Consider the following 20,046-nt stretch of genomic DNA (forward strand, 5'->3'; position numbering starts at 1 on the left):
GGCGTCAGATCTCGAGCTCCTCCTCGATCTTCTTCAGCCGGTGCCGGGCCATCGCCAGGTTGGAGCGGTTCTTGTCCAGCGCCAGGTAGAGGAAGAGGCCGTTCGTGCCGCGTCCCTTGAGGAGGCGGATCAGGTGGTACTGGCCGCCGAGGGTGATCAGGATGTCCTCGATCTCGTCGCTGAGCCCCAGCATCTCCATGGCCCGCACCTTGGCGCGCACGACGTCGGTGTTGCCCGCCGCGGCCACGTTGAGGTCGAGTTCTTCGTTGCCGCCGATGGTGCCGAGCGCCATGCCGCTCGTGTAGTCGACGAGGGCGGCGCCTATCGCGCCGTCGATGGAGGCCGCTTCCTTGAGGGAGGTCTCGGGGTTCGCCATGGTGTCGTACTTCCTGTTCCGGAGTGGATGGGGCGGGGACGGTCGGGTCGGGATCGGTTACGGGATGCGGGGTGGGAGGCCGGGCCGGTCCGGGGCGCCGCGCTCCAGGGCGCCGTCGACGAGTTCCCCTATGCGGGCGCTCGATCTGCGGGCCTCCAGGTGGAGCCGTCCCACGTTGACGCGGGGCTCCGCGAGGAGGGTGAGGACGGCCGAGCCGCCCGCCGCGTACGTCGCCACGTAGCCGTTGTCGCCGCGGACCAGCAGTTCGCGGAAGGCGCCCTGGCCCGTGGAGTCGGTCAGGCGGCGGCCGACGCCGAGGGCCGCCGCCGTCAGCGCGGCCACGCTCTCCGCCTCGCCGTCCACCGTGTCGGAGGCGAGGACCAGGCCGTCCGTGCTGGCCGCCAGCGCCCCGGTGAGCTGGGGCAGCCGGGCCCGCAGCCGTCTGAGTTCCACGAGGACCTCGGCTTCTGCCGTCATGAGCTGTCTCCTCTCGGCGCGCAGGCGCAGGGCACGCCTCATCACGGGTGTGCCTCCAGGGCGTCACGGAGCCGGCGCAGCAGGGCGATGTCGGGATCGGCCACCGGCGGCAGGGGCGCCGGGGAGGCCGGGGGCGGGGAGTGGGGGGTGGCGGCGGGCGGTGTCTCGACGAAGCCGGCGGCGGCCAGGCGCCGTACGTCCAGGAGGGTGTGGAAGGCGGGGCGGCCGAGCAGCCGGGCGAGCTCGGTGGGGGTGCGGCGGCCGTCGGCGGCGTCGAGCAGGGCGCGCTTGCGGGCGCCGACCGCCCGGCCCTCCGGGGCGGGCCGGGGGACGACCGGGGCGGTGTCGACGGAGGCGTACGGCCAGGCGGAGGCGAGCAGTTCGCGGCGGCGGGCGGTCTCGCGCTCGACGGCCGCCGCGGGGACCGGCCGGACGGTGCCGAACCAGTGGCCGACCCCGTACCGGAAGCGGGTCGGCCCGCTGGTGGGGGAGAGGGCGAAGAAGGCGGCGTCGAAGACGGCGCAGAGGTGGCATATCTCCAGTTCGCCGCGGGGCAGCCGGCCGCTGTCCATGAGGAAGCGGCCCACCGCGCGGTGGGCGCCGGCCCGGCCGACGGCCTCGTCCCAGCCCTCGCGGGGCAGGCGCCCGCCGGCGGTGAGGAGCACGTCCATGCCGGGGGCGGCGGGACTCTCGGCGTGGACGACGTCACCGTCGACGAGGTAGAGCGTGCCGTGGTCGCGGAGGAGGGCGCCGGTGGCACCCTCGGCGGCGAGCCGGACGAGCATGGGGGAGACCGGCGGCGGGAGTGCCGCGGACCCGGGGGCCGGCTCGGAGGCCGCCCCGGGGGTGGCGGGGGGTGGTGGGGCCGTCACGGCGGGCGTCACCCGAGGACCAGTCTCTCGGCGAGATCGCGGAGACGGAGGCGGGCGAGGGCGAGGTTTCCGGTGTCGCGGTCGAGCCAGAGGTGGAGGAGGACGCTGCTGTCGAACGAGGTCTCGACGAAGCGGAGCACGTGGTAGCCGGCCCGGGTGGTGACGATCAGGTCCTCGACCGGCGGGCCGTCCGGCGTCCCGGGTGCCCCCGGCGGGCCGGAGGCGGCGGCCGGTGCGAGGGTGTCCGGTGCCGTGAAGGTGTCGAACTCGGCCGCGGCCCGGGCCAGTTCCGCCGTCTCCGCGGCCGAGGTCTCGTGATCGCCGGCCGGCGAGGCCCCGGCCGTCCCCAGGGCGAGCCCGCTGGTCCAGTCGACGAGGGCGGCGCCGCGGGCGCCCGGCAGGGACATGGCCTCCTGAAGGCACTCGTCGATTCCGGGCACGCGGATTCCCCTCCCGATGCGGCGCGCGAACGTACGGCAGTGACGGTGACGTTACTGAACGTTCCGGGGCCCGGGAGCCGTTCCGGCATTTTCCACCGGAACATGCCGGGCGGGGTGGGGGAGGTTGGCGTGAAGGCATCGCCCGGGGTGGCGCGTTGCGGCCGTCGCGGGCGTGGGCGGAGCGATCGGGCGGGGGTGGGCGCGGGCCTGGCCGGCCCGCCGGGGCGTGCCTCCGGGCGCGGGCGCGGGCGGGGGCGGCTGCGTCAAGGGGGCGTTTGCCTCCGGGGGCGGGCGGCCGCGCCGGGAGCCGCGCTCCTCCGGGTGCGGATGCCACGAGTCCGTCAGGTAGCGGCCGGCCGCGCGCACGTGCCCACGCACCGGCGGAGGTCCGGCGAACGGCTCGCCAGGCCCGGACGCCTGGCCCGGCCGGCACAGCTCGTACGCCTCGTACGCCTCGTATGCCTCGTATGCCTCGTACGGCTCACCCGGCGAACGGCTCGGAACGGCCCGTACGGCTCCTACACCGAGGGCCAGCCCCGGTCCGCCGCCCCGCTCCGGCGGGGCCGCCGACGCCCGTCCGGCTTCCCCGCTCAGACCCGGGACTCCACCGTCGCCGCGATGTCCGACAGGTCCTTCGCCAGGGCCCTGGCCACCGCCAGGGTCCCGACGCGGGTGAGCAGCCGGGCCGCAAGGCCCGGGGTGCGGCCGTCCGCGCGGCGGGCGGAGAAGGTCATCCGCAGCAGGGTCGCCGAAGGCCCGCCGCCCGCGCCCGCCGCGGGGCCCGTCCCGGGGGCCGGGTGGAGGGTGATCTCGGAGACGTACCGCATGCCGTGGGACTCCGCGACAGTCACGTACCGGTCGGGCGGCTCGCACGCCGTCACGGTCATCTCCTCCGTCGCCTCCTTGCCCAGCATCCGCCGGGTCTCGCGCCAGCGGGTGCCCTCGCCGAAGACGCCGTCGGTGAGGACCTCGACGCGGATGACGCCGGAGAGCATCCGGGGCAGGTCCGGGAGGTCGGTGATCGCCTCCCAGACCCGTCCCGGCGAGGCGGCGACCCGGCGTTCCGCGACGACGGTGGTGGTGTCCTTGCCCGCTGCGGTCATGGGTCCATGGAAGCCGGGCCGCCGGGGCGGCGCTACCGCGCGAGCGCGTCGGCGTGGGCCCCGCCCGACTCGGCGACGATCTCGCTCAGGGTCTGCGGCTCGCGGACGGTCGCGAACGTCACCGTCCCGTCGCCGTCGGCGGTGAAGCCGTGGATGCCCGGCCGCGGCAGGCTGTTGTACGCGTAGTGGTGGGCGAAGTAGTACGCGCCGGTGTCCGGGACGGCGACGATGTCGCCCGGCCGCAGCAGCGGGAGCGCCCGGCCGGTGGCGAGCAGGTCGCCGGCGAAGCAGGCGGGGCCGGCGACGTCCTGGACGACGGCCTCGCCGTCGCGGGGGCGGCCCTCGGCGTCGTACGCGAGGACGCGCAGCGGCCAGGACTCGGGGGCGTAGACCGTACGGGTGGCGAGCTGGACGCCCGCGTGGGTGACGGCGATGGGCCGGCCGCCGGAGGTCTTGGTGTACTCCACGCGGGCGAGGATCGTGCCGTGCTTGGCGAGGAGGGAGCGGCCGAACTCGGTGACCAGGCGGTACCGCCCGTCGAAGAGGGCGGGGGTGGTCTCCGCGAGGAGCCGGGCGTAGGCGGCGTAGGTCGGGGTCTCCTCGTCGGAGGTGAAGTCGACCGGCAGGCCGCCGCCGATGTCGAGGGTGTCGATCCGCTGCCGGCCGGCCCGGGCGTTGACCTCCTCGGCGAGTGCGTGGACCTCGCGGACGGCCTCGGCCATGAGGGCGAGCGGGACGCCCTGGGAGCCGGTGTGGGTGTGCAGGCGGGTGAGCCAGGGGCGGTCGAGGAAGGCCTGGACGACGGCCTCGCGGGCGCCTTCGTCGCGCAGGGCCACGCCGAACTTGGAGGTGGCGGTGGCGGTCGAGAGGGCTCCGATGGACCCGGCTCCGACCTGCGGGTTCACCCTGAGGCCGAGGGGTGAGGTGGTGGGCGCGGAGGCGACGAGCGCGTCGAGGCGGGACAGTTCCTGGAAGTTGTCGGCATTGACGGCGATGCCGAGCGCGAGGGCTTCGCGCAGCTCGGCGGGGGTCTTGGCGGGGGAGTCGAGCACGGTGCGGGCGGGCGGGACGCCGGCGGCGCGGGCGAGGGCGAGCTCGCCGGGGCTGGCGACCTCGGCGCCGAGTCCGGCCGTGTGGAGCAGCCGCAGCACGGGGACGAGCGGGGCGGCCTTCACGGCGAAGGCGTGCAGGACGGGCGCGTCGGTGACGGCGGCGAAGGCGCTGGTCAGGGCGGTGGCGGAGGCGCGGATGCCGGCGGTGTCGAGGAGGGCGACGACGGGGTGGTCGGGGGTGAGGAGTCCGTGGGCGACGGCGGCCCGGACGGCGTGATCGCGGCGGTGGGAGGCCATGGCGTCCATCCTGGTCGGCCCGTGGGGGCGGTGTCAGGGGGACGGCTGGGGCGGGCCCTGTTGACTACATCTATTCATCACGTCAGGATGTGAATATCTGGTCGACATTCGAGGAGGCATCGCCATGTCAGGACCCCGCCCCGTACGGGCCCCGCGCGGTACGGAACTGAGTGCCCTGGGATGGCAGCAGGAAGCCGCCCTCCGCATGCTGCAGAACAACCTCGACCCCGAGGTCGCCGAGCACCCCGACAAGCTCGTCGTCTACGGCGGCACCGGCAAGGCCGCCCGCGACTGGCGCTCCTTCGACGCCATGGTCCGCACCCTGCGCACGCTGAAGCAGGACGAGACGATGCTCGTCCAGTCCGGCCGCCCGGTCGGCGTCATGCAGACCCACGAGTGGGCCCCGCGCGTCCTCATCGCCAACTCCAACCTCGTCGGCGACTGGGCCAACTGGGAGGAGTTCCGGCGCCTGGAGCAGCTCGGCCTCACCATGTACGGCCAGATGACCGCCGGCTCCTGGATCTACATCGGCACCCAGGGCATTCTCCAGGGCACCTACGAGACCTTCGCCGCCGTCGCGGCGAAGAAGTTCGGCGGCACCCTCGCCGGCACGATCACCCTCACCGCCGGCCTCGGCGGCATGGGCGGCGCCCAGCCGCTCGCCGTCACCATGAACGACGGCGTCGCGATCTGCGTCGACTGCGACCCGCGCGCCATCGAGCGGCGCATCGAGCACCGCTACCTGGACGTGAAGGCCGACAACCTCGCCCACGCCCTCCAGCTCGCCACCGAGGCCCGCGACGCCCGCCGCCCGCTCTCCATCGGCCTCCTCGGCAACGCCGCCGAACTGCTCCCGCAGATGCTCGCCGAGGGCGCGCCGATCGACATCGTGACGGACCAGACCTCCGCCCACGACCCGCTCTCCTACCTGCCCGTCGGCATCGCCTTCGAGGACATGGCCGACGCCGCCGCCAAGGACCCGGCCGGCTTCACCACCCGTGCCCGCGAGTCCATGGCCCGGCACGTCGAGGCCATGGTCGGCTTCATGGACGCCGGCGCCGAGGTCTTCGACTACGGCAACTCCATCCGCGGCGAGGCCCAGCTGGCCGGCTACGACCGGGCCTTCGCCTTCCCCGGTTTCGTCCCCGCCTACATCCGCCCCCTGTTCTGCGAGGGCAAGGGCCCGTTCCGCTGGGCCGCCCTCTCCGGCGAGGCCTCGGACATCCACAAGACGGACAAGGCGATCCTCGACCTCTTCCCGGAGAACGAGTCCCTCCACCGCTGGATCAAGATGGCCGGCGAGCGCGTCCACTTCCAGGGCCTGCCCGCCCGCATCTGCTGGCTCGGCTACGGCGAGCGCGACCGCGCCGGCGAGCGCTTCAACGACATGGTGGCGAGCGGCGAACTGGCCGCCCCGCTGGCCATCGGCCGCGACCACCTCGACTGCGGCTCCGTCGCCTCCCCGTACCGCGAGACCGAGGCGATGCTCGACGGCTCCGACGCCATCGCCGACTGGCCGCTGCTCAACGCCATGGTCAACGTCGCCTCCGGCGCCTCCTGGGTCTCCCTCCACCACGGCGGCGGCGTCGGCATGGGCCGCTCGATCCACGCCGGCCAGGTCACCGTCGCCGACGGCACCCCGCTGGCCGGCGAGAAGATCCGCCGCGTCCTCACCAACGACCCCGGCATGGGCGTCATCCGGCACGTCGACGCCGGCTACGACATCGCGGAGCGGGTCGCGGACGAGAAGGGCGTCCGCGTCCCCATGCGCGAGGGCGACCCCGCCGCCGGCACCCCGGAAGGCGCGGCGTGAGCGAGAGCTTCCACGCCATGTGGCGGTCGCTGCGGCCCCTCGGCCGCAGCGCCGCCTCGGGCGGCTACCGCCGCTACGCCTGGACGGAGGCCGACGCCGACTGCCGCCTCTGGTTCCGGATGCAGGCCGAGGCCCGCCGCCTGGACTACGAGGTCGACCGGAACGGCAACCAGTGGGCCTGGCTCGGCGACCCCGCCGCCGGCGACGCCGTCGTCACCGGCTCCCACCTGGACTCCGTCCCTGACGGCGGCGCCTTCGACGGCCCCCTCGGCGTCGTCTCCTCCTTCGCCGCCCTCGACGAACTCCGCTCCCGCGGCGCCTCCTTCCGCCGGCCGCTAGCCATCGTCAACTTCGGCGACGAGGAGGGCGCCCGCTTCGGCCTCGCCTGCGTCGGCTCCCGCCTCACCGCCGGCCGGCTGACGAAGGAGCAGGCGTACGAGCTGCGCGACGCCGACGGCATCAGCCTCCCGCAGGCCATGGAGGCCGCCGGTCACGACCCGGAGGCGATCGGTCCCGACCCCGAACGGCTCGCCCGCATCGGTGCCTTCGTCGAGCTCCACGTCGAGCAGGGCCGCGCCCTCGACCTGTCCGGCGACGCCGTCGGCATCGCCTCCGCCATCTGGCCGCACGGCCGCTGGCGGTACGACTTCGCCGGCGAGGCCAACCACGCGGGCACCACCCGGCTCGTCGACCGGCGCGACCCCATGCTCACCTACGCCGAGACCGTCCTCGCCGCCCGCCGCGAGGCCGAACTCGCCGGAGCCGTCGCCACCTTCGGCAAGATCGCCGTCGAACCCAACGGCGTCAACGCCATCCCCTCCCTCGTCCGTGGCTGGCTCGACGCCCGCGCCGCCGACCAGGCATCCCTGGACGCCGTGACCGCCGGCATCGAGACCGCCGCCCGCGCCTACGCGGACCGGCACGGCATCGACCTCGCCGTCGTCCGGGAGTCCTTCACCCCCGTCGTGGACTTCTCGCACGCCCTGCGCGACGAACTGTCCCGCGTGCTCGGCGAGAAGACCCCGGTCCTCGGCACCGGCGCCGGCCACGACGCGGGGATTCTGTCCGAATCGATCCCCACCGCCATGCTGTTCGTACGGAACCCCACCGGCGTCTCCCACTCCCCGGCCGAGTTCGCCGCCGAGGACGACTGCGTGGCCGGGGTCCGCGCCCTCGCCGACGTACTGGAGGACCTGGCGTGCCGCTGACGACCACGTACTGGCTTGAGCACGCCTGGCTCGGCACCCACGCCGAGCCGGGTGTGGCCCTGGACGTGACCGACGGCCGGATCGCCGCCGTACGGACCGGGGCCGACGCCCCGCCCCCCGGCGCCGTCGTCCTGCGTGGCTTCACGATCCCCGGCCTGGCCAACGCCCACAGCCACGCCTTCCACCGGGCCCTGCGCGGCACCGTCCAGGTCGGCTCCGGCACCTTCTGGACCTGGCGCGAGGTCATGTACGCGGTGGCCCAGCGCCTCACCCCCGATTCCTACTTCGCCCTCGCCCGCGCCGTCTACGCCGAGATGGCGCTCGCCGGCATCACCTCCGTCGGCGAATTCCACTACCTCCACCACGCGCCGGGCGGCACCCCCTACGCCGACCCCAACGCCATGGGCGAGGCCCTGATCGCCGCCGCCACCGAGGCCGGCGTCCGCATCACCCTCCTCGACACCGCCTACCTCTCCTCCGGCTTCGGCCAGGCCCCCGAACCGCACCAGCTCCGCTTCTCGGACGGCACCGCGGAGCGGTGGGCCGAGCGGGTGTCCGCCCTCAAGGACCGCGACGGCGTCCGCATCGGCGCGGCCGTCCACTCCGTACGGGCCGTCCCCGCCGACCAGCTGGCCACGGTCGCCCGCTGGGCGGACGAACGGCGCACCCCCCTCCATGTGCACCTGTCCGAGCAGACCGCCGAGAACGAGGCCTGCCTCGCCGCCCACGGCCGCACCCCCACCCGGCTCCTCGCCGACCACGGCGTCCTGGGCCCGCGCACGACCGGCGTCCACAACACTCACATGACCGACGCCGACATCGCCCTCATCGGCTCCACCGGCACCGGCACCTGCATGTGCCCGACCACCGAACGCGACCTCGCCGACGGCATCGGCCCGGCCGTCGCCCTCCAGCGCGCCGGCTCCCCCCTGTCGCTCGGCAGCGACAGCCACGCCGTGATCGACCTCCTGGAGGAGGCGCGCGCCATGGAGCTGGACGAGCGCCTGCGCTCGCGCACCCGCGGCCACTGGACCGCCGCCGCCCTCCTGCGCGCCGCCACCGCCGACGGCCACGCCGCCCTCGGCTGGGACGACGCGGGGCGCCTGGAGCCCGGGGCGCTCGCCGACTTCACGACGATCGCCCTCGACTCGGTCAGGACAGCGGGGCCACAGCCGCGTCTGGCAGCCGAGACGGCGGTATTCGCAGCGTCGGCCGCGGACGTCCGGCACACGGTCGTGGGCGGCCGCCAGGTCGTCCGGGACGGGCAGCACGCGACCGTCCCCGACGTGCCGCGGGCCCTCGCGGACTCGATCGCCGCCCTGCGCGGCTGAAGGAGACACCCCTCATCATGAACACCGGCCCCGCGGCGACGAACAACCCGGCGGCGAGCTCCGCGCCCAGCAGCGCGAACAGCGCCGTGGCCACGACCGCCACCGCCATCGTCAACATCGCCAGCCTCGTCACCAACGATCCCTCCCTCGGTGATGGAACCCCCCTGGGCCTGATCCAGGACGCGGCCGTCGTCATCGACGGCGACCGTGTCGTCTGGGTCGGTGAATCCAGCAAAGCACCCGCCACTGACAACCGGGTCGACGCCGGCGGCCGGGCGGTGATCCCGGGCTTCGTCGACTCCCACTCGCACCTGGTCTTCGCCGGTGACCGCACCGCCGAGTTCAACGCCCGCATGTCCGGGCAGGCGTACGCGGCGGGCGGGATCCGCACGACGGTGGCGGCGACACGGGCGGCGAGCGACGAGGCCCTGTCGGCGAACGTCGCCCGCTACCTGGGCGAAGCCCTCCGCCAGGGCACGACCACCTTCGAGACGAAGTCCGGCTACGGCCTGACGGTCGAGGACGAGGCCCGCGCCCTGCGCATCGCGGCCGAGCACACCGACGAGGTGACGTACCTCGGCGCGCACATCGTCTCCCCGGACCACGCGGACGACCCGGCGGCGTACGTGGCCCTCGTGACCGGCGAGATGCTGGACGCCTGCGCCCCGTACGCCCGCTGGATCGACGTCTTCTGCGAGAAGGGCGCCTTCGACGGCGACCAGGCCCGCGCGATCCTCACCGCCGGCAAGGCGAAGGGCCTCCACCCCCGCATCCACGCCAACCAGCTCTCGTACGGCCCCGGCGTCCAGCTCGCCGTGGAACTCGACGCGGCCAGCGCCGACCACTGCACCCACCTGACGGACGAGGACGTGGACGCCCTGGCGCACTCGTCGACGGTGGCGACCCTCCTCCCGGGCGCGGAGTTCTCCACCCGCGCCGAGTGGCCGAACGCCCGCCGGCTTCTGGACGCGGGCGTGACGGTGGCGCTCTCCACGGACTGCAACCCGGGCTCGTCCTTCACGTCCTCCGTCCCGTTCTGCATCGCGCTCGCCGTACGGGACATGGGCATGACTCCCGACGAAGCGGTCTGGTCCGCCACGGCCGGCGGCGCGGCGGCCCTCCGCCGCACGGACGTGGGCCGCCTGACGCCCGGCGCCCGCGCGGACCTGGCCCTCCTGGACGCCCCGTCCCACGTCCACCTGGCGTACCGCCCGGGCGTGCCCCTGGTGACGGAGGTCTGGCGCGCGGGGGTCCGGCAGTACGCCGGAAGCGGTCGCTGACAGGACCGACGAGGTCCCGGGAACGCGAGCGGACCCGCCCCCGAAACCTGTCGGGGGCGGGTCCGCGCGTGTCCGGCACTCGCACCGGGCGTGGACGCTAACCCGGCGGCTCCGTGGCCGCCGGGCTCGCGCCGGCCTTCCCGGCCCCGGGAGCGTGGCCGAGGACCACGACCCATGTGCCGTCATGGCGGGACATCTGCACATAGGTGGCGAACGGCTTGCCCGCCCGGTCCGTGGCGGCCACGTGGGCGCTCGCCACGTCGTCACCGAACTCGTGCGACACCTTGACGCTGTCGATCTCCAGTCCCTTGCCGCCGTCGGCGGCCACGGCCTTGCGGGCGTCCGCCTCCACCTCTTCGTAGCCGGGAGGCCCCAGCTTCACGAGCGCCTCCACATCACGGCTGTTCAGCGCCTGAACATAGGCTTCGGCGGTCTGCCGCTCCGTACGGCCCGCGGGAGCCGGATCCTGGGTGCACCCCACCAGGAGCGCAGAGGCGAAGACGGCCCACACGTGAGACTTTCGAAAGGTCATGCGTCCCTCATCCATGGATCAGGTCCGGTGGGCGTACCACCAGGCACGGGGGTACTGCGCCAGGATCGTGCTGAGCTTCTTGTTGTGCGTGCTGGGCGTGTGGTAGGTCAGGTAGACCTCGTTCGCGTTTCGGGCGGTGACGATCATGGTGTGATCGATGATGCCGTCGCGCTTCCAGTCCGCCTGCAGGACATCGGCCTTGGCCAGGTGCCACACATTGCTGAGCATCCTGGTGCGCTTCGAGTGCTTGTTCGCGAACCAGTACCAGTTCTCGGCGCCCGCCCAGGTGTAGCTGGTGGTCCACGTGAAGCTGGCGTAGAACCACTTGCTGTTGTCCTTGCGGCTCATCGCACTGCCCGACGTCATGCCCCAGCCGCCCGCGCGCATCGCCTGCGAGATGAAGTTGGTGCAGTCGTTCGGGTAGACGCGGTAGTCGGAGTTCGCCCGCTTCCAGTGCCTGTCCGCGTACGACGCCATGTTGCCGTAGTTGTAGCCGCTGGTCGGGTCCGGCTCCTCGGTCGGCATGTCGAGGCCGTCGTGCTCCGTGCGCGCGGCGACCGGCTTGTCGCCCTCGGCCTCGGAGTCGGGGGCCGGCACGTCGACCGGCTGGGTGAGCTGGGTCGTCGGCGCGGGCCCGGTCCAGTCGACCCGCGCCTGGTCGTTCGTGAGCTCCCAGGTCCCGTCGAGCGACCTGGCGTAGGTCAGCGTGTGCGGGAGCGAGTACTCCTCGTAGGCCGGCTCGCCGGGCTGCGGGTCCGGGTAGTGGAGCTTGGTGTCCTCGGTGACCTCCACGGTCGCGGTGCTGCCGCTGACCGTCGCCTGGTCGACCAGGAGATCGACCTCCGCGCGGCTGTAGCCCCCGTTGACGCCTTCGAGTACGCGGCCCTGTTCCGCCAGGGCGTCGAAGTCGGCCTCCAGCACCTCCGCCAGACCGGGCGAGACGTCCTCCGGCGCGCTGGGCGGCAGCTCGGCACTGAGGGCCGTGACCGCCTCGGCCCGCTTCTGCAGGTACGCCTGGGCGATGCCGGTGAACTGCGCCGTGTCCTCGGCCGAGGCCGGCGTGCCCGGCTCGTCCGCCTGGGCGGTGGGAGCCGTCCCACCCACCACGGCGAAGGCCAGCAGAGCGGCGGAGACGGTTCTTCGTATCTGCGTGTTCCTACGCAAGATGGTTCCCCCCTTGATTTTTTGTTGATCGCGAACTGTCTATAGAGCGGCTCATCCCCTGTACAGGCCCGTTGGGGGCGCTGGCCGGATCACGCGAGGCAATGGCGGGATGAGGACCAGGAACCGAGGATTCCTCCCTCGGGGCGCCCCGACTTCCACCGGGGCCGTGTCGGAGCCCGCTGCCCGGGCGGGCGCGGGCCGCCCCAAGCGGTGGAGCGGTGACCTCGCACGATGACCCCGCCGGGCACGCCAGCCCGGCCCCTCACGGAAGGGCGGACCGGCGCACCGAGCGGGACATCGGAGCGGACGCGCCTCAGAACGTCATCGTCCAGCCGCTGACCGAGCCCGTGCTCTCCGCCTGGGTGTCCTGGACGCGCAGCTTCCACGTGCCCTTCGCGGGCGAGGCACTCGCGTCCACGGTGTACCACTCGTGGATCGTGTCGCCCGAGTCCTTGGGCGCGGGCGCCCGCAGCGGGTGGACCCGCCCGTCTGGAGCGACGAGGTCCAGCTTCAGGTCACCTCGCCAGGCGTGGTGCACGTCGGCGTAGACCCGCACGCCGGTGGGCGCCTTGCCGGGGACCTGGCTGCCGACGACGATCGGCAGCTCGACCGTGCCCTGATCGGGGATCGGCGTCTCGGTCCAGTTGTGGAACCACGGGAAACGCAGTCCCCAGCCGACGATCTCGCCGCCCGAGCCGGCCGAGAAGTCGTTGACGCGAAGCGTCCACGTGCCCAGAGCGTCCTCCGAGCTCGCGTCGACCGTGTAGACCTCGTGGATCGCCTTGACGTCGTCCGACCAGTGGACCCGGCGCAGCGGGTAGACGCTCCCGTCGGGAGCCAGCAGGTCGATCTCCAGGTCGCCCGTCCATTCGTGGTGGATGTCGACGTACACCTGGAGGGTGGAGGGGGCCCGGCCCGAGTCCTCCACCTGGACCGTCGACTGCACGATGCCGGAGTCGGGGATCACCACGGCGTTCCAGTTGCTGAACTCGTGCAGCTTCGGGTCCTCTTCCGGCTCCGTGCCGCCCCCGCCGCCGCCGAGCGCGGCCGTGTCGAGCTGTATCCGGGGCGTGACCGCACCCGTGTAGGTGACGGCTTCGCCCGACTCCAGCAGGAGCGCCTCCAGCTCCGTCACCGGCTTCTCGGGGAAGGACTGGCGGAGGACGGCGAGGGCCCCGGCGACGTGGGGGGCGGCCATCGAGGTGCCGTCCTTCGAGGCGAAGCCGCCACCGGGGACCGAGGAGACGATGCCGGTCCCCGGAGCGAGCAGGTCCAGCAGCGCGCCGCGGTTGGTGAACGAGGACAGCTGGTCGTCATCGGTGGTGGAACCCACCGTGAGGGCGGAGGGCACGCAGCCGGGGGCGTTGACGGCATCGGCGTAACCGTTGTTGCCGGCCGCGACGACCGTGGCGACCCCTGCGGCGAGCAGGTTGTCGATGACCGCCCTGCGGGCGTCGGTGAAGCACGCGCTGCTCCAGCGGCCGCTGCCCAGGCTCATGTTCGCCGCGACGATGTCGGTTCCGGACCGCTTCAGCGCGAGTACCCTCTCCAGCGCCTTGACCTGGGAGCTGGTGAAGCTGAGCACGCACGGGCTCTTGCCGGCGCCGCAGCGGTCGTCGGAGGTGAACTTCGAGAAGACCTGCATGGCGAGGACGTTCGCGTCGGGGGCGACACCGCGCTTGGGGGCACCGCCGACACCGGTTCCGTCTCCGGCGACGATCCCCGCGACGTGGGTTCCGTGGGAGCAGGCCGCGCCCATGGTGGCGCAGGGGCCCGCCTCGACGTCCGCGCTGCCGGGGCCCACCTGCTCCCCGGTGCCGTCGGGGCAGAGGCTGGTGGAACCGTAGCTCGCGTCGGTGACCGAGAAGCACGCCTCACCCGTGACGCGCCCCGAGAGGAACGGGTGGTTCACGGCGACGCCGGTGTCGAGGACGGCGACCGTGGTGCCGGCACCGGTCTTCCCGGCGGCGAAGGTCCTGTCGCCGCCGATCGCGAGGGTGGATTCGTCCAGGGAGGGAGGGACCGGTACGTCCTCGGAGACGCTGACGACGTTCGGATCGGCGTTCAGCCGCTGCAGGCCCGCCTCGTCCACGCGGAGGGTGACGAAGGGCAGTGAGTCGTAGGAGACGAGCGTCTCGCCCGCCTCGGAGGTGGAGTCCAGGTCCGCGCGCTGGCGGGTGATGACGTTGACGCGGACGGTGCCGCCGTCCGCCGTCGCGTCGAGCAGAGGCGGGTCGACCGGGTCGGGCTCCGTCGAGGCGGCCGGAACGGCGTCGGGCTGGGGGGCGGCGTGGGCCGGGACGGCGGTGAACAGCATGGCCGCCGTGACGGCGGCCAAGGCCCATATCGGTCTCTTCACTCATCACTCCGTGGAAGGGCGCTCAGGCGCGCGGGAAGGAAGCCGGCGGGACGGCGCCATGGCGGTCGCCGCGGACAACACGGTTCTCCGCACGTCGGATCTCTTCATCCGAGCCGACCGGCGACCGGCGATCATGAACGCTAAGAGTGTCCGTGTGACTGCGCAAGGTATTTGAGACGGCGACAGGAGTATCGCGGCGAAGCGGAATGGGTGGTGTTCATCAGGAACGAAGCACTCCGCCCCGGACGCCGGCAGAACGGCTCCGCCCCGGACGCCCGCGGAACAGCCCCGTTCCGGCCGCGCTCGCTCCCCTCCGCGATCCGAAGGGCGAGTATGCCTGCCGGGGAGGGGTGCGGGCCGGTACCGTCCTGTCCTGGTAGTGCTCAGGGGTGGACCGGGGGGTCGCAGGGTGAGTGCTTTTCGTGTGCGGGTCGTGCGGCCGGGGGAGCTGGGCGAGCGCGAGATCGAGGCGTGGCGCGCGTTGCGGGCCGCGTCCGGCGCTCCCGCGAACCCCTTCATGGAACCGGAGTTCACCCGCGCCGTGGCAGAGGTGCGGCCCCGTTCGCGGGTCGCCGTGTGGTGGGAGGACGACGAGCCGGTCGGCTTCTTCCCCTTCGAGAAGGGGCCGTTGGGGCAGGGCCGGGCCATCGGCTTCGGTGTCTCCGACAGCCAGGGCGCCGTTCTCCGTCCCGGACTGCGGCCGGGCGCGCGCGCGGTGCTCCGCGCCTGCGGGATCGCCATGTGGGAGTTCGACAACCTGGAGGACGGCCAGCCCGTCTTCGCGGGCGCCGCGTCCGAGTCCTTCGCCTCGCCCGTGATCGACGTCGGCGAGGGGTACGCGGCCTACGAGGCGCTGCTGCGCGTCCAGTCGCCCAAGTTCCTCAGAACCACCCTCGCCAAGGAACGCCGGCTCGCCCGCCAGGCCGACGGCGAGGTGCGGTTCGTCTTCGACGAGCGCGACCCGGCGGCCCTGCGCACCCTCATGGGGTGGAAGTCCGCCCAGTACCGCAGGACCGGGCGCGGTGACCGCTTCGCCAAGGAGTGGATCAGCACCCTCGTCCGGCGCCTCCACCAGCAGCGCGCGCCCGGCTGCTCCGGCGTCCTGTCCGTGCTGTACGTGGGGGAGCGGCCGATCGCCGCGCACTTCGGGCTGCGGTCCGCGACCGTGCTGTCCTGCTGGTTCCCCTCGTACGACCCCGCCTTCGCGAAGTACTCGCCCGGCCTCGTCCTCCATCTCCGGATGGCCGAGGCGGCCGCCGCCGCCGGGATCGGCATGCTTGACCTGGGGCGCGGCGACGCCGAGTACAAGGACGCCCTGAAGACGGGCGAGCTGACGGTGAGTGAGGGCGCCGTCTTCGTCCCGGGCGCGCAGGCCGCCCTGCACTGGCTGGGACGCGAGCCCGCACGGCGGGTCCACAGCTTCGTCCGCAACCGGCCCGCCCTCGCGGCTCGGGCGAGATCCGCCCTCAACGGGGTCGCCAGGCTGCGGGGCAACGCTTGACCGCCGCCCCCCGCAGTGTCTCCGGCTCCCCCCGTACCCCGTCGCCGCACCGCCCTGAGGGACTCCGTTGAGCAGCCGACCCGCCCCGCCCCCGCCTCCCCGCCCCCTCTCCGTCGCCGAGCTCGATCTCGACGCGTCCGGCGGGAGCGTCCTGTCGTTCCGGCCCGCGCCCGGCGGACCGCCGCTCGTGGGCGGCGGTGCCGTGTACGCGCTCGTACGGCTCCGGGGGCGGCCCGCCGCCACCGTCGTCGGCAACGTGCCCGAGGGTCAGGACCCCGCCGAGGTGCTCACCGCCCTCGCCCGGGAGCGGCTCGCGGCGGCCGGGCCCGGGAGCGACGCCGAACGGCTCGCCGCCCGCCGGCGGCCGCTGCCCGCAGGGCCCCCACCCCGCACCTCGGTGATCGTCGCCACCCGCGAACGGCCCGGCTCCCTCGCCCGCGCGCTCGACTCGCTCCTCGCCCAGGACCACCCGGACCACGAACTGATCGTCGTCGACAACGCGCCCCGCACCACCGACACCCGCGACCTGGTCACCAAGGAGTACGCGGGCCGCGTCCGGTACGTCCGCGAGGACGCCCCCGGGCTCGCCGTCGCCCACAACACCGGGGCCGCGGCCGCCGACGGGGACGTCCTCGCCTTCACCGACGACGACGTGATCGCGGACCCGCACTGGCTCACCGCGCTCACCGAACCGTTCACCGCCGACCCCGGCCTCGGCTGCGCCACCGGCCTCATCCTGCCCGCCCGGCTCGCCACCCCCGCGCAGATCCTCCTCGAAGCGCACGGCGGCTTCGCCAAGGGCTTCGCGCCCCGCCTGTACGACCCGGCCGAGCCGCCCGCCGACGAACCCCTCTTCCCGTTCACCGCCGGCAGCTTCGGCTCCGGCGCCAACATGGCCTTCCGCGCCGGGGCCCTGCGGAAGGCCGGCGGCTTCGACCCGGCCACCGGCACCGGCACACCGGCGAAGGGCGGCGACGACCTGTACGCCTTCGTCGCCGTCCTCACCGCCGGCTTCCGCCTCCGCTACACCCCCGAGGCCCTCGTCTGGCACCACCACCGCGAAACCTGGCAGGACCTGCGGAACCAGGCGTACGGCTACGGCGCCGGCCTCACCGCCTACCTCACCGCCACCCTCGTCCGCAGCCCCCGCCTGCTGCCCGCGCTCCTCGCCCGGCTCCCGCGCGGCCTCGCCCACGCCCGCGCGATGACCGCCTCGCGCGGACAGACCCCCGGCGGCGGCGTCCCCGGCGAGCACGGCACCCACCACCCCTGGCCCCGCGGCCTCTCCCGGCGGGAGCGGCGCGGCATGCTGTACGGCCCCATCGGCTACCTGGCGGCCCGCACACGCGGAGGCGCGCGATGAACGGAGCACCCCTCCCCAGCCGCGTGCCGGTCCTCCTCTACCACGCCGTGATGGACGACCCGCCGGACTGGATCGCCGAATTCACCGTCACACCACGGGACTTCGCGTCACAGCTCGACGCGATCGTGGCCGGCGGCCGCACCGCCGTCACCGTCGGCACCCTCGTCGCGCACCTCACCGCCGGCGCCCCGCTGCCGCCCCGCCCCGTCGTCCTCACCTTCGACGACGGCTTCGCCGACCTGGCCGGACCCACCGCCGAGGCCCTCGCCTCCCGCGCGCTGCCCGCCACCGCCTACCTCACGACCGGGGCGATCACCCCCGGCCGCCCCTGCCTCCTGCCGCCCGCGCCGATGATGACCCTCGCGCAGGCCCCGCGCCTGGAGGAGTACGGCATGGAGGTCGGCGCCCACACCGTCACCCACCCGCAGCTCGACACCCTCGCGCCGCACGCCCTGCGCCGCGAACTGCGCGAGCCCAAGGCGGTCCTGGAGGACGCCCTCGGCCACGAGGTGCGGCACCTCGCCTACCCGCACGGCTACAACAGCCCGGCCGTCCGCCGGGCCGCCGCGGCCGCCGGCTACGCCTCGGCCGCCGCCGTCCGGCACGCCCTCAGCTCCCGGCGCGACGAGGTCTTCCGCCTCGCCCGCCTCATCGTGCGCCGCACCCACACCGTCACCGACGTGGAGCAGTGGATGGAGGGCCGGGGCGCGCGAACCGCCCCGTACCCGGACTCCCTGCCCACGATCGGCTGGCGGATGTACCGCAGGGCCCGCGCCCGGCTCAGGGGGCCGGAGTTCGCGGGCTGAGCGGGCGGAGCACGGCAAGCGCCAACCGGGTCCCCGGGGACGGTGGTTGAGTGCACGGACATGACCGAAGTACGTTCCTTTGTTCATCCCAGCGGATGGTGGGGGGAGAACCGTCGTGCAGCACCATGTGCCGTCAACACCGGTGACCGGGAGCGGCGGCGTGCCGTCCCCCGCCGCCTCGCAGGACGCAGGGGGGCGAGAAGCCGGGGACCGGGGCGTCCCGGCACGGGAGTCCGCAGGAGGAGCGGTCACCCGCCGACCCGGCCCCGCCGCCACGCTCCGCTCACCGGCCGCCCTCAACCTGGCCCTGCTCCTCCTCGCCGCCGCGCTCTGGCTCTGGGCCCTGCCCCGCATCGACTTCCGGAGCATCGAGGAATTCGGCCTCCTGGACCGCTTCCCCCTCGGTTTCTATGTCGCCCTCGCCGTGCTGACCTTCGGGTTCGTGCTGACTCTGCGGCGTGCGGGGACCGCCCCGCTCTGGCCGGCGACCTACTGCGCGGCGATGCTCGTCGCCCTCAAGGCACCGCCGGCGATCCTGTACGACACCGTCCGCTACGCCTGGGCGTCCAAGCACGACGCCATCATCAGCAGGCTCCTCGCGGAAGGCACCGTCCACCCCGGGCGCGAGCTGTCCGGCGGCATGTCCGCGTACGACCAGTGGCCCGGTTTCTTCTCCCTCGACGCGGCCCTGGTCCGCGCCTTCGGTGTCGACGGCGCCGCCTCGTTCATCAACTGGGCCCCGGTCGCGCTCGGACTGCTCACCGCGCCCGTCCTCATCCTCGTCTACCGCACGTTCAGCGACGACTGGCGGCTCGTGTGGACCGGCGTGTGGATCTTCCAGCTGGCGAACTGGGTCGGCCAGGACTACCTCTCCCCGCAGGGCTTCTCGTACCTGCTCCACCTCACCGTCCTCGCCGTCGTCGTCCGGCACTTCGTGCTGCCCGGATCGGCCGGCGCGCTCCGTGACCGCTCCGCACTCGACCCGGCCGCGGCGGCCGTGCCACCGCCCACCACCACCCGCCAGCGCGCGGTCGCCGTCCTCTTCCTCGTCCCGGTCGTCGCCACCATCAACGCCTCGCACCAGCTCACTCCCGTGATGCTGTGTGCGACCCTCTTCGTCCTCTGTCTCACCCGCCGCTACCGGAACCTCGGGCTCCTCGCCACCACCGGCCTGATCATGCTGGTCTGGAACCTGACCATGGGCCGTGCCCTGTTCCTCGACACCCTCGGCACCCTGCGCGAGAAGGCCGGCGACCTCCTCGGCAACTCCCGTCCCGGCTTCGCCGGCGACCCCACCGGCCCCGGCCCCGAACTGGTCGGCAGCGCCAACGTCCTCATGGTCCTCGCCCTCGGCGGACTCGCCGCAGCCGCCGTACTGCTCCGCCGCAAGCTGGCCCGCAGCGCACTGCCGCTGGTCCTGGCCGCCGCTGCTCCGCTGCCGATGTTCGCCCTCAACGACTACGGCGGAGAGATGATCTTCCGCGTCTACCTGTTCGGCCTGCCCGGCGCGGCCTTCTTCGCGGCCGCCGCCCTCGTCCCCGCCGCCGGGGCCGCGAGCCGGGCGGCCAAGGTCGCCCGCCGTACGGCCGTGGTCACCCTGCCCGTGACGCTCGTGGCGATGCTCGCCGGTTTCCTGCCGTCGTACTACGGCAAGGAGGGCATGCACTACGCGCCCCCCGGCGAGACCGCGCTCACCCGCCGCGCCATCGACCGGGCTCCCGAAGGCGCGCTCGTGCTCGCCGCCACCGGCGCCTTCGCCGACTCGTACTACCGCTACGACCGTTACGAGCGCTGGTTCTTCACCGAGCAGGAGGTCGACGAGAACCTGCGCATGCTGAAGGACCCGGCCGGCTACCTCGCCGGCGGCATCCCCGCCGGGAAACCGGCCTACGTGATCCTCACCCCCACCCAGAGCGAGGCGGTCATCGGTGAGGGCTACCTCCCGGAGGGAGGCTTCGACACCCTCCGGCGGGCGCTGAAGAGATCCCCGCTGTTCGCGGTCGTGGAAGAGAGCCCGCACGGACTCGTCCTGCGCTACCGGCCCACGACCGGCGGCTGACCCTCCGGCCGAT

General features: G+C 73.8%; 17 protein-coding genes. 8 read left to right on the forward strand and 9 right to left on the reverse strand.

Going from position 1 to position 20,046, the window contains the following annotated elements:
* Nucleotides 1-4 precede the first annotated feature (4 nt).
* The 6 genes from ABTY40_RS19665 to ABTY40_RS19690 form a co-directional block, all read right to left on the reverse strand.
* Nucleotides 5-376 carry a hypothetical protein gene (locus tag ABTY40_RS19665; RefSeq protein ID WP_352060669.1) on the reverse strand — a complete coding sequence of 124 codons (372 nt, stop codon included), beginning with the start codon at nucleotides 374-376 and terminating at the stop codon, nucleotides 5-7.
* Between the two features lie 57 nt (nucleotides 377-433).
* Nucleotides 434-895: a roadblock/LC7 domain-containing protein gene (locus ABTY40_RS19670; protein ID WP_345285402.1), complete on the reverse strand. Its 462-nt coding sequence runs from the start codon at nucleotides 893-895 to the stop codon at nucleotides 434-436.
* Nucleotides 895-1,638, reverse strand: coding sequence for a transcriptional regulator (locus ABTY40_RS19675; RefSeq protein ID WP_352060670.1), 744 nt, complete (start codon nucleotides 1,636-1,638; stop codon nucleotides 895-897). The genes ABTY40_RS19670 and ABTY40_RS19675 overlap by 1 nt, the downstream gene beginning before the upstream one ends.
* 95 nt (nucleotides 1,639-1,733) lie before the next feature.
* Nucleotides 1,734-2,165, reverse strand: a complete 432-nt coding sequence (locus tag ABTY40_RS19680; protein WP_352060671.1) for a roadblock/LC7 domain-containing protein — start codon at nucleotides 2,163-2,165, stop codon at nucleotides 1,734-1,736.
* A 590-nt stretch (nucleotides 2,166-2,755) separates the two neighbouring features.
* Complete coding sequence (locus tag ABTY40_RS19685; protein WP_352060672.1) at nucleotides 2,756-3,268, reverse strand: SRPBCC family protein; 513 nt, start codon at nucleotides 3,266-3,268, stop codon at nucleotides 2,756-2,758.
* A 32-nt stretch (nucleotides 3,269-3,300) separates the two neighbouring features.
* Complete coding sequence (locus ABTY40_RS19690) at nucleotides 3,301-4,626, reverse strand: type III PLP-dependent enzyme domain-containing protein (protein ID WP_352060673.1); 1,326 nt, start codon at nucleotides 4,624-4,626, stop codon at nucleotides 3,301-3,303.
* Between the two features lie 115 nt (nucleotides 4,627-4,741).
* Between ABTY40_RS19690 and hutU the strand changes: the two genes are divergently transcribed.
* The 4 genes from hutU to hutI are packed head-to-tail and all read left to right on the forward strand — an operon-like array spanning nucleotide 4,742 to nucleotide 10,249.
* Complete coding sequence (gene hutU / locus ABTY40_RS19695; RefSeq protein ID WP_352060674.1) at nucleotides 4,742-6,430, forward strand: urocanate hydratase; 1,689 nt, start codon at nucleotides 4,742-4,744, stop codon at nucleotides 6,428-6,430.
* 17 nt (nucleotides 6,431-6,447) lie between these two features.
* The gene (locus ABTY40_RS19700; protein ID WP_352060706.1) at nucleotides 6,448-7,638 is read left to right on the forward strand and encodes an allantoate amidohydrolase; all 1,191 of its coding nucleotides are present in this window, start codon (nucleotides 6,448-6,450) and stop codon (nucleotides 7,636-7,638) included.
* On the forward strand, nucleotides 7,629-8,969 hold the full coding sequence (locus tag ABTY40_RS19705) for a formimidoylglutamate deiminase (RefSeq protein ID WP_352060675.1): 1,341 nt from the start codon (nucleotides 7,629-7,631) through the stop codon (nucleotides 8,967-8,969). The genes ABTY40_RS19700 and ABTY40_RS19705 overlap by 10 nt, the downstream gene beginning before the upstream one ends.
* Before the next feature lie 17 nt (nucleotides 8,970-8,986).
* Nucleotides 8,987-10,249: an imidazolonepropionase gene (gene hutI, locus ABTY40_RS19710; protein ID WP_352060676.1), complete on the forward strand. Its 1,263-nt coding sequence runs from the start codon at nucleotides 8,987-8,989 to the stop codon at nucleotides 10,247-10,249.
* Between the two features lie 97 nt (nucleotides 10,250-10,346).
* On the opposite strand, the gene ABTY40_RS19715 is transcribed toward hutI, so the two are convergent.
* The 3 genes from ABTY40_RS19715 to ABTY40_RS19725 form a co-directional block, all read right to left on the reverse strand.
* Nucleotides 10,347-10,781, reverse strand: coding sequence for a Cif family virulence factor (locus ABTY40_RS19715; protein WP_352060677.1), 435 nt, complete (start codon nucleotides 10,779-10,781; stop codon nucleotides 10,347-10,349).
* Nucleotides 10,782-10,799: 18 nt separating this feature from the next.
* Nucleotides 10,800-11,945: an amidase domain-containing protein gene (locus ABTY40_RS19720; protein ID WP_352060678.1), complete on the reverse strand. Its 1,146-nt coding sequence runs from the start codon at nucleotides 11,943-11,945 to the stop codon at nucleotides 10,800-10,802.
* 313 nt (nucleotides 11,946-12,258) lie between these two features.
* A complete protein-coding gene (locus ABTY40_RS19725; protein ID WP_352060679.1) occupies nucleotides 12,259-14,304 on the reverse strand; it encodes a S8 family serine peptidase in 2,046 nt (681 codons plus the stop codon).
* Between the two features lie 409 nt (nucleotides 14,305-14,713).
* Between ABTY40_RS19725 and ABTY40_RS19730 the strand changes: the two genes are divergently transcribed.
* From ABTY40_RS19730 to ABTY40_RS19745, 4 genes are all read left to right on the forward strand, one after another.
* Nucleotides 14,714-15,805: a GNAT family N-acetyltransferase gene (locus ABTY40_RS19730; RefSeq protein ID WP_352060680.1), complete on the forward strand. Its 1,092-nt coding sequence runs from the start codon at nucleotides 14,714-14,716 to the stop codon at nucleotides 15,803-15,805.
* Nucleotides 15,806-15,872: 67 nt separating this feature from the next.
* A complete protein-coding gene (locus tag ABTY40_RS19735; protein WP_352060681.1) occupies nucleotides 15,873-17,168 on the forward strand; it encodes a glycosyltransferase family 2 protein in 1,296 nt (431 codons plus the stop codon).
* Nucleotides 17,165-17,974 carry a polysaccharide deacetylase family protein gene (locus tag ABTY40_RS19740; protein ID WP_352060682.1) on the forward strand — a complete coding sequence of 270 codons (810 nt, stop codon included), beginning with the start codon at nucleotides 17,165-17,167 and terminating at the stop codon, nucleotides 17,972-17,974. The genes ABTY40_RS19735 and ABTY40_RS19740 overlap by 4 nt, the downstream gene beginning before the upstream one ends.
* A gap of 115 nt (nucleotides 17,975-18,089) precedes the next feature.
* Nucleotides 18,090-20,033, forward strand: a complete 1,944-nt coding sequence (locus ABTY40_RS19745; RefSeq protein WP_352060683.1) for a hypothetical protein — start codon at nucleotides 18,090-18,092, stop codon at nucleotides 20,031-20,033.
* Nucleotides 20,034-20,046: the final 13 nt, after the last annotated feature.

Source organism: Streptomyces sp. NPDC126503, assembly GCF_040302405.1.
Classification (GTDB): Bacteria; Actinomycetota; Actinomycetes; order Streptomycetales; family Streptomycetaceae; genus Streptomyces; species Streptomyces gulbargensis.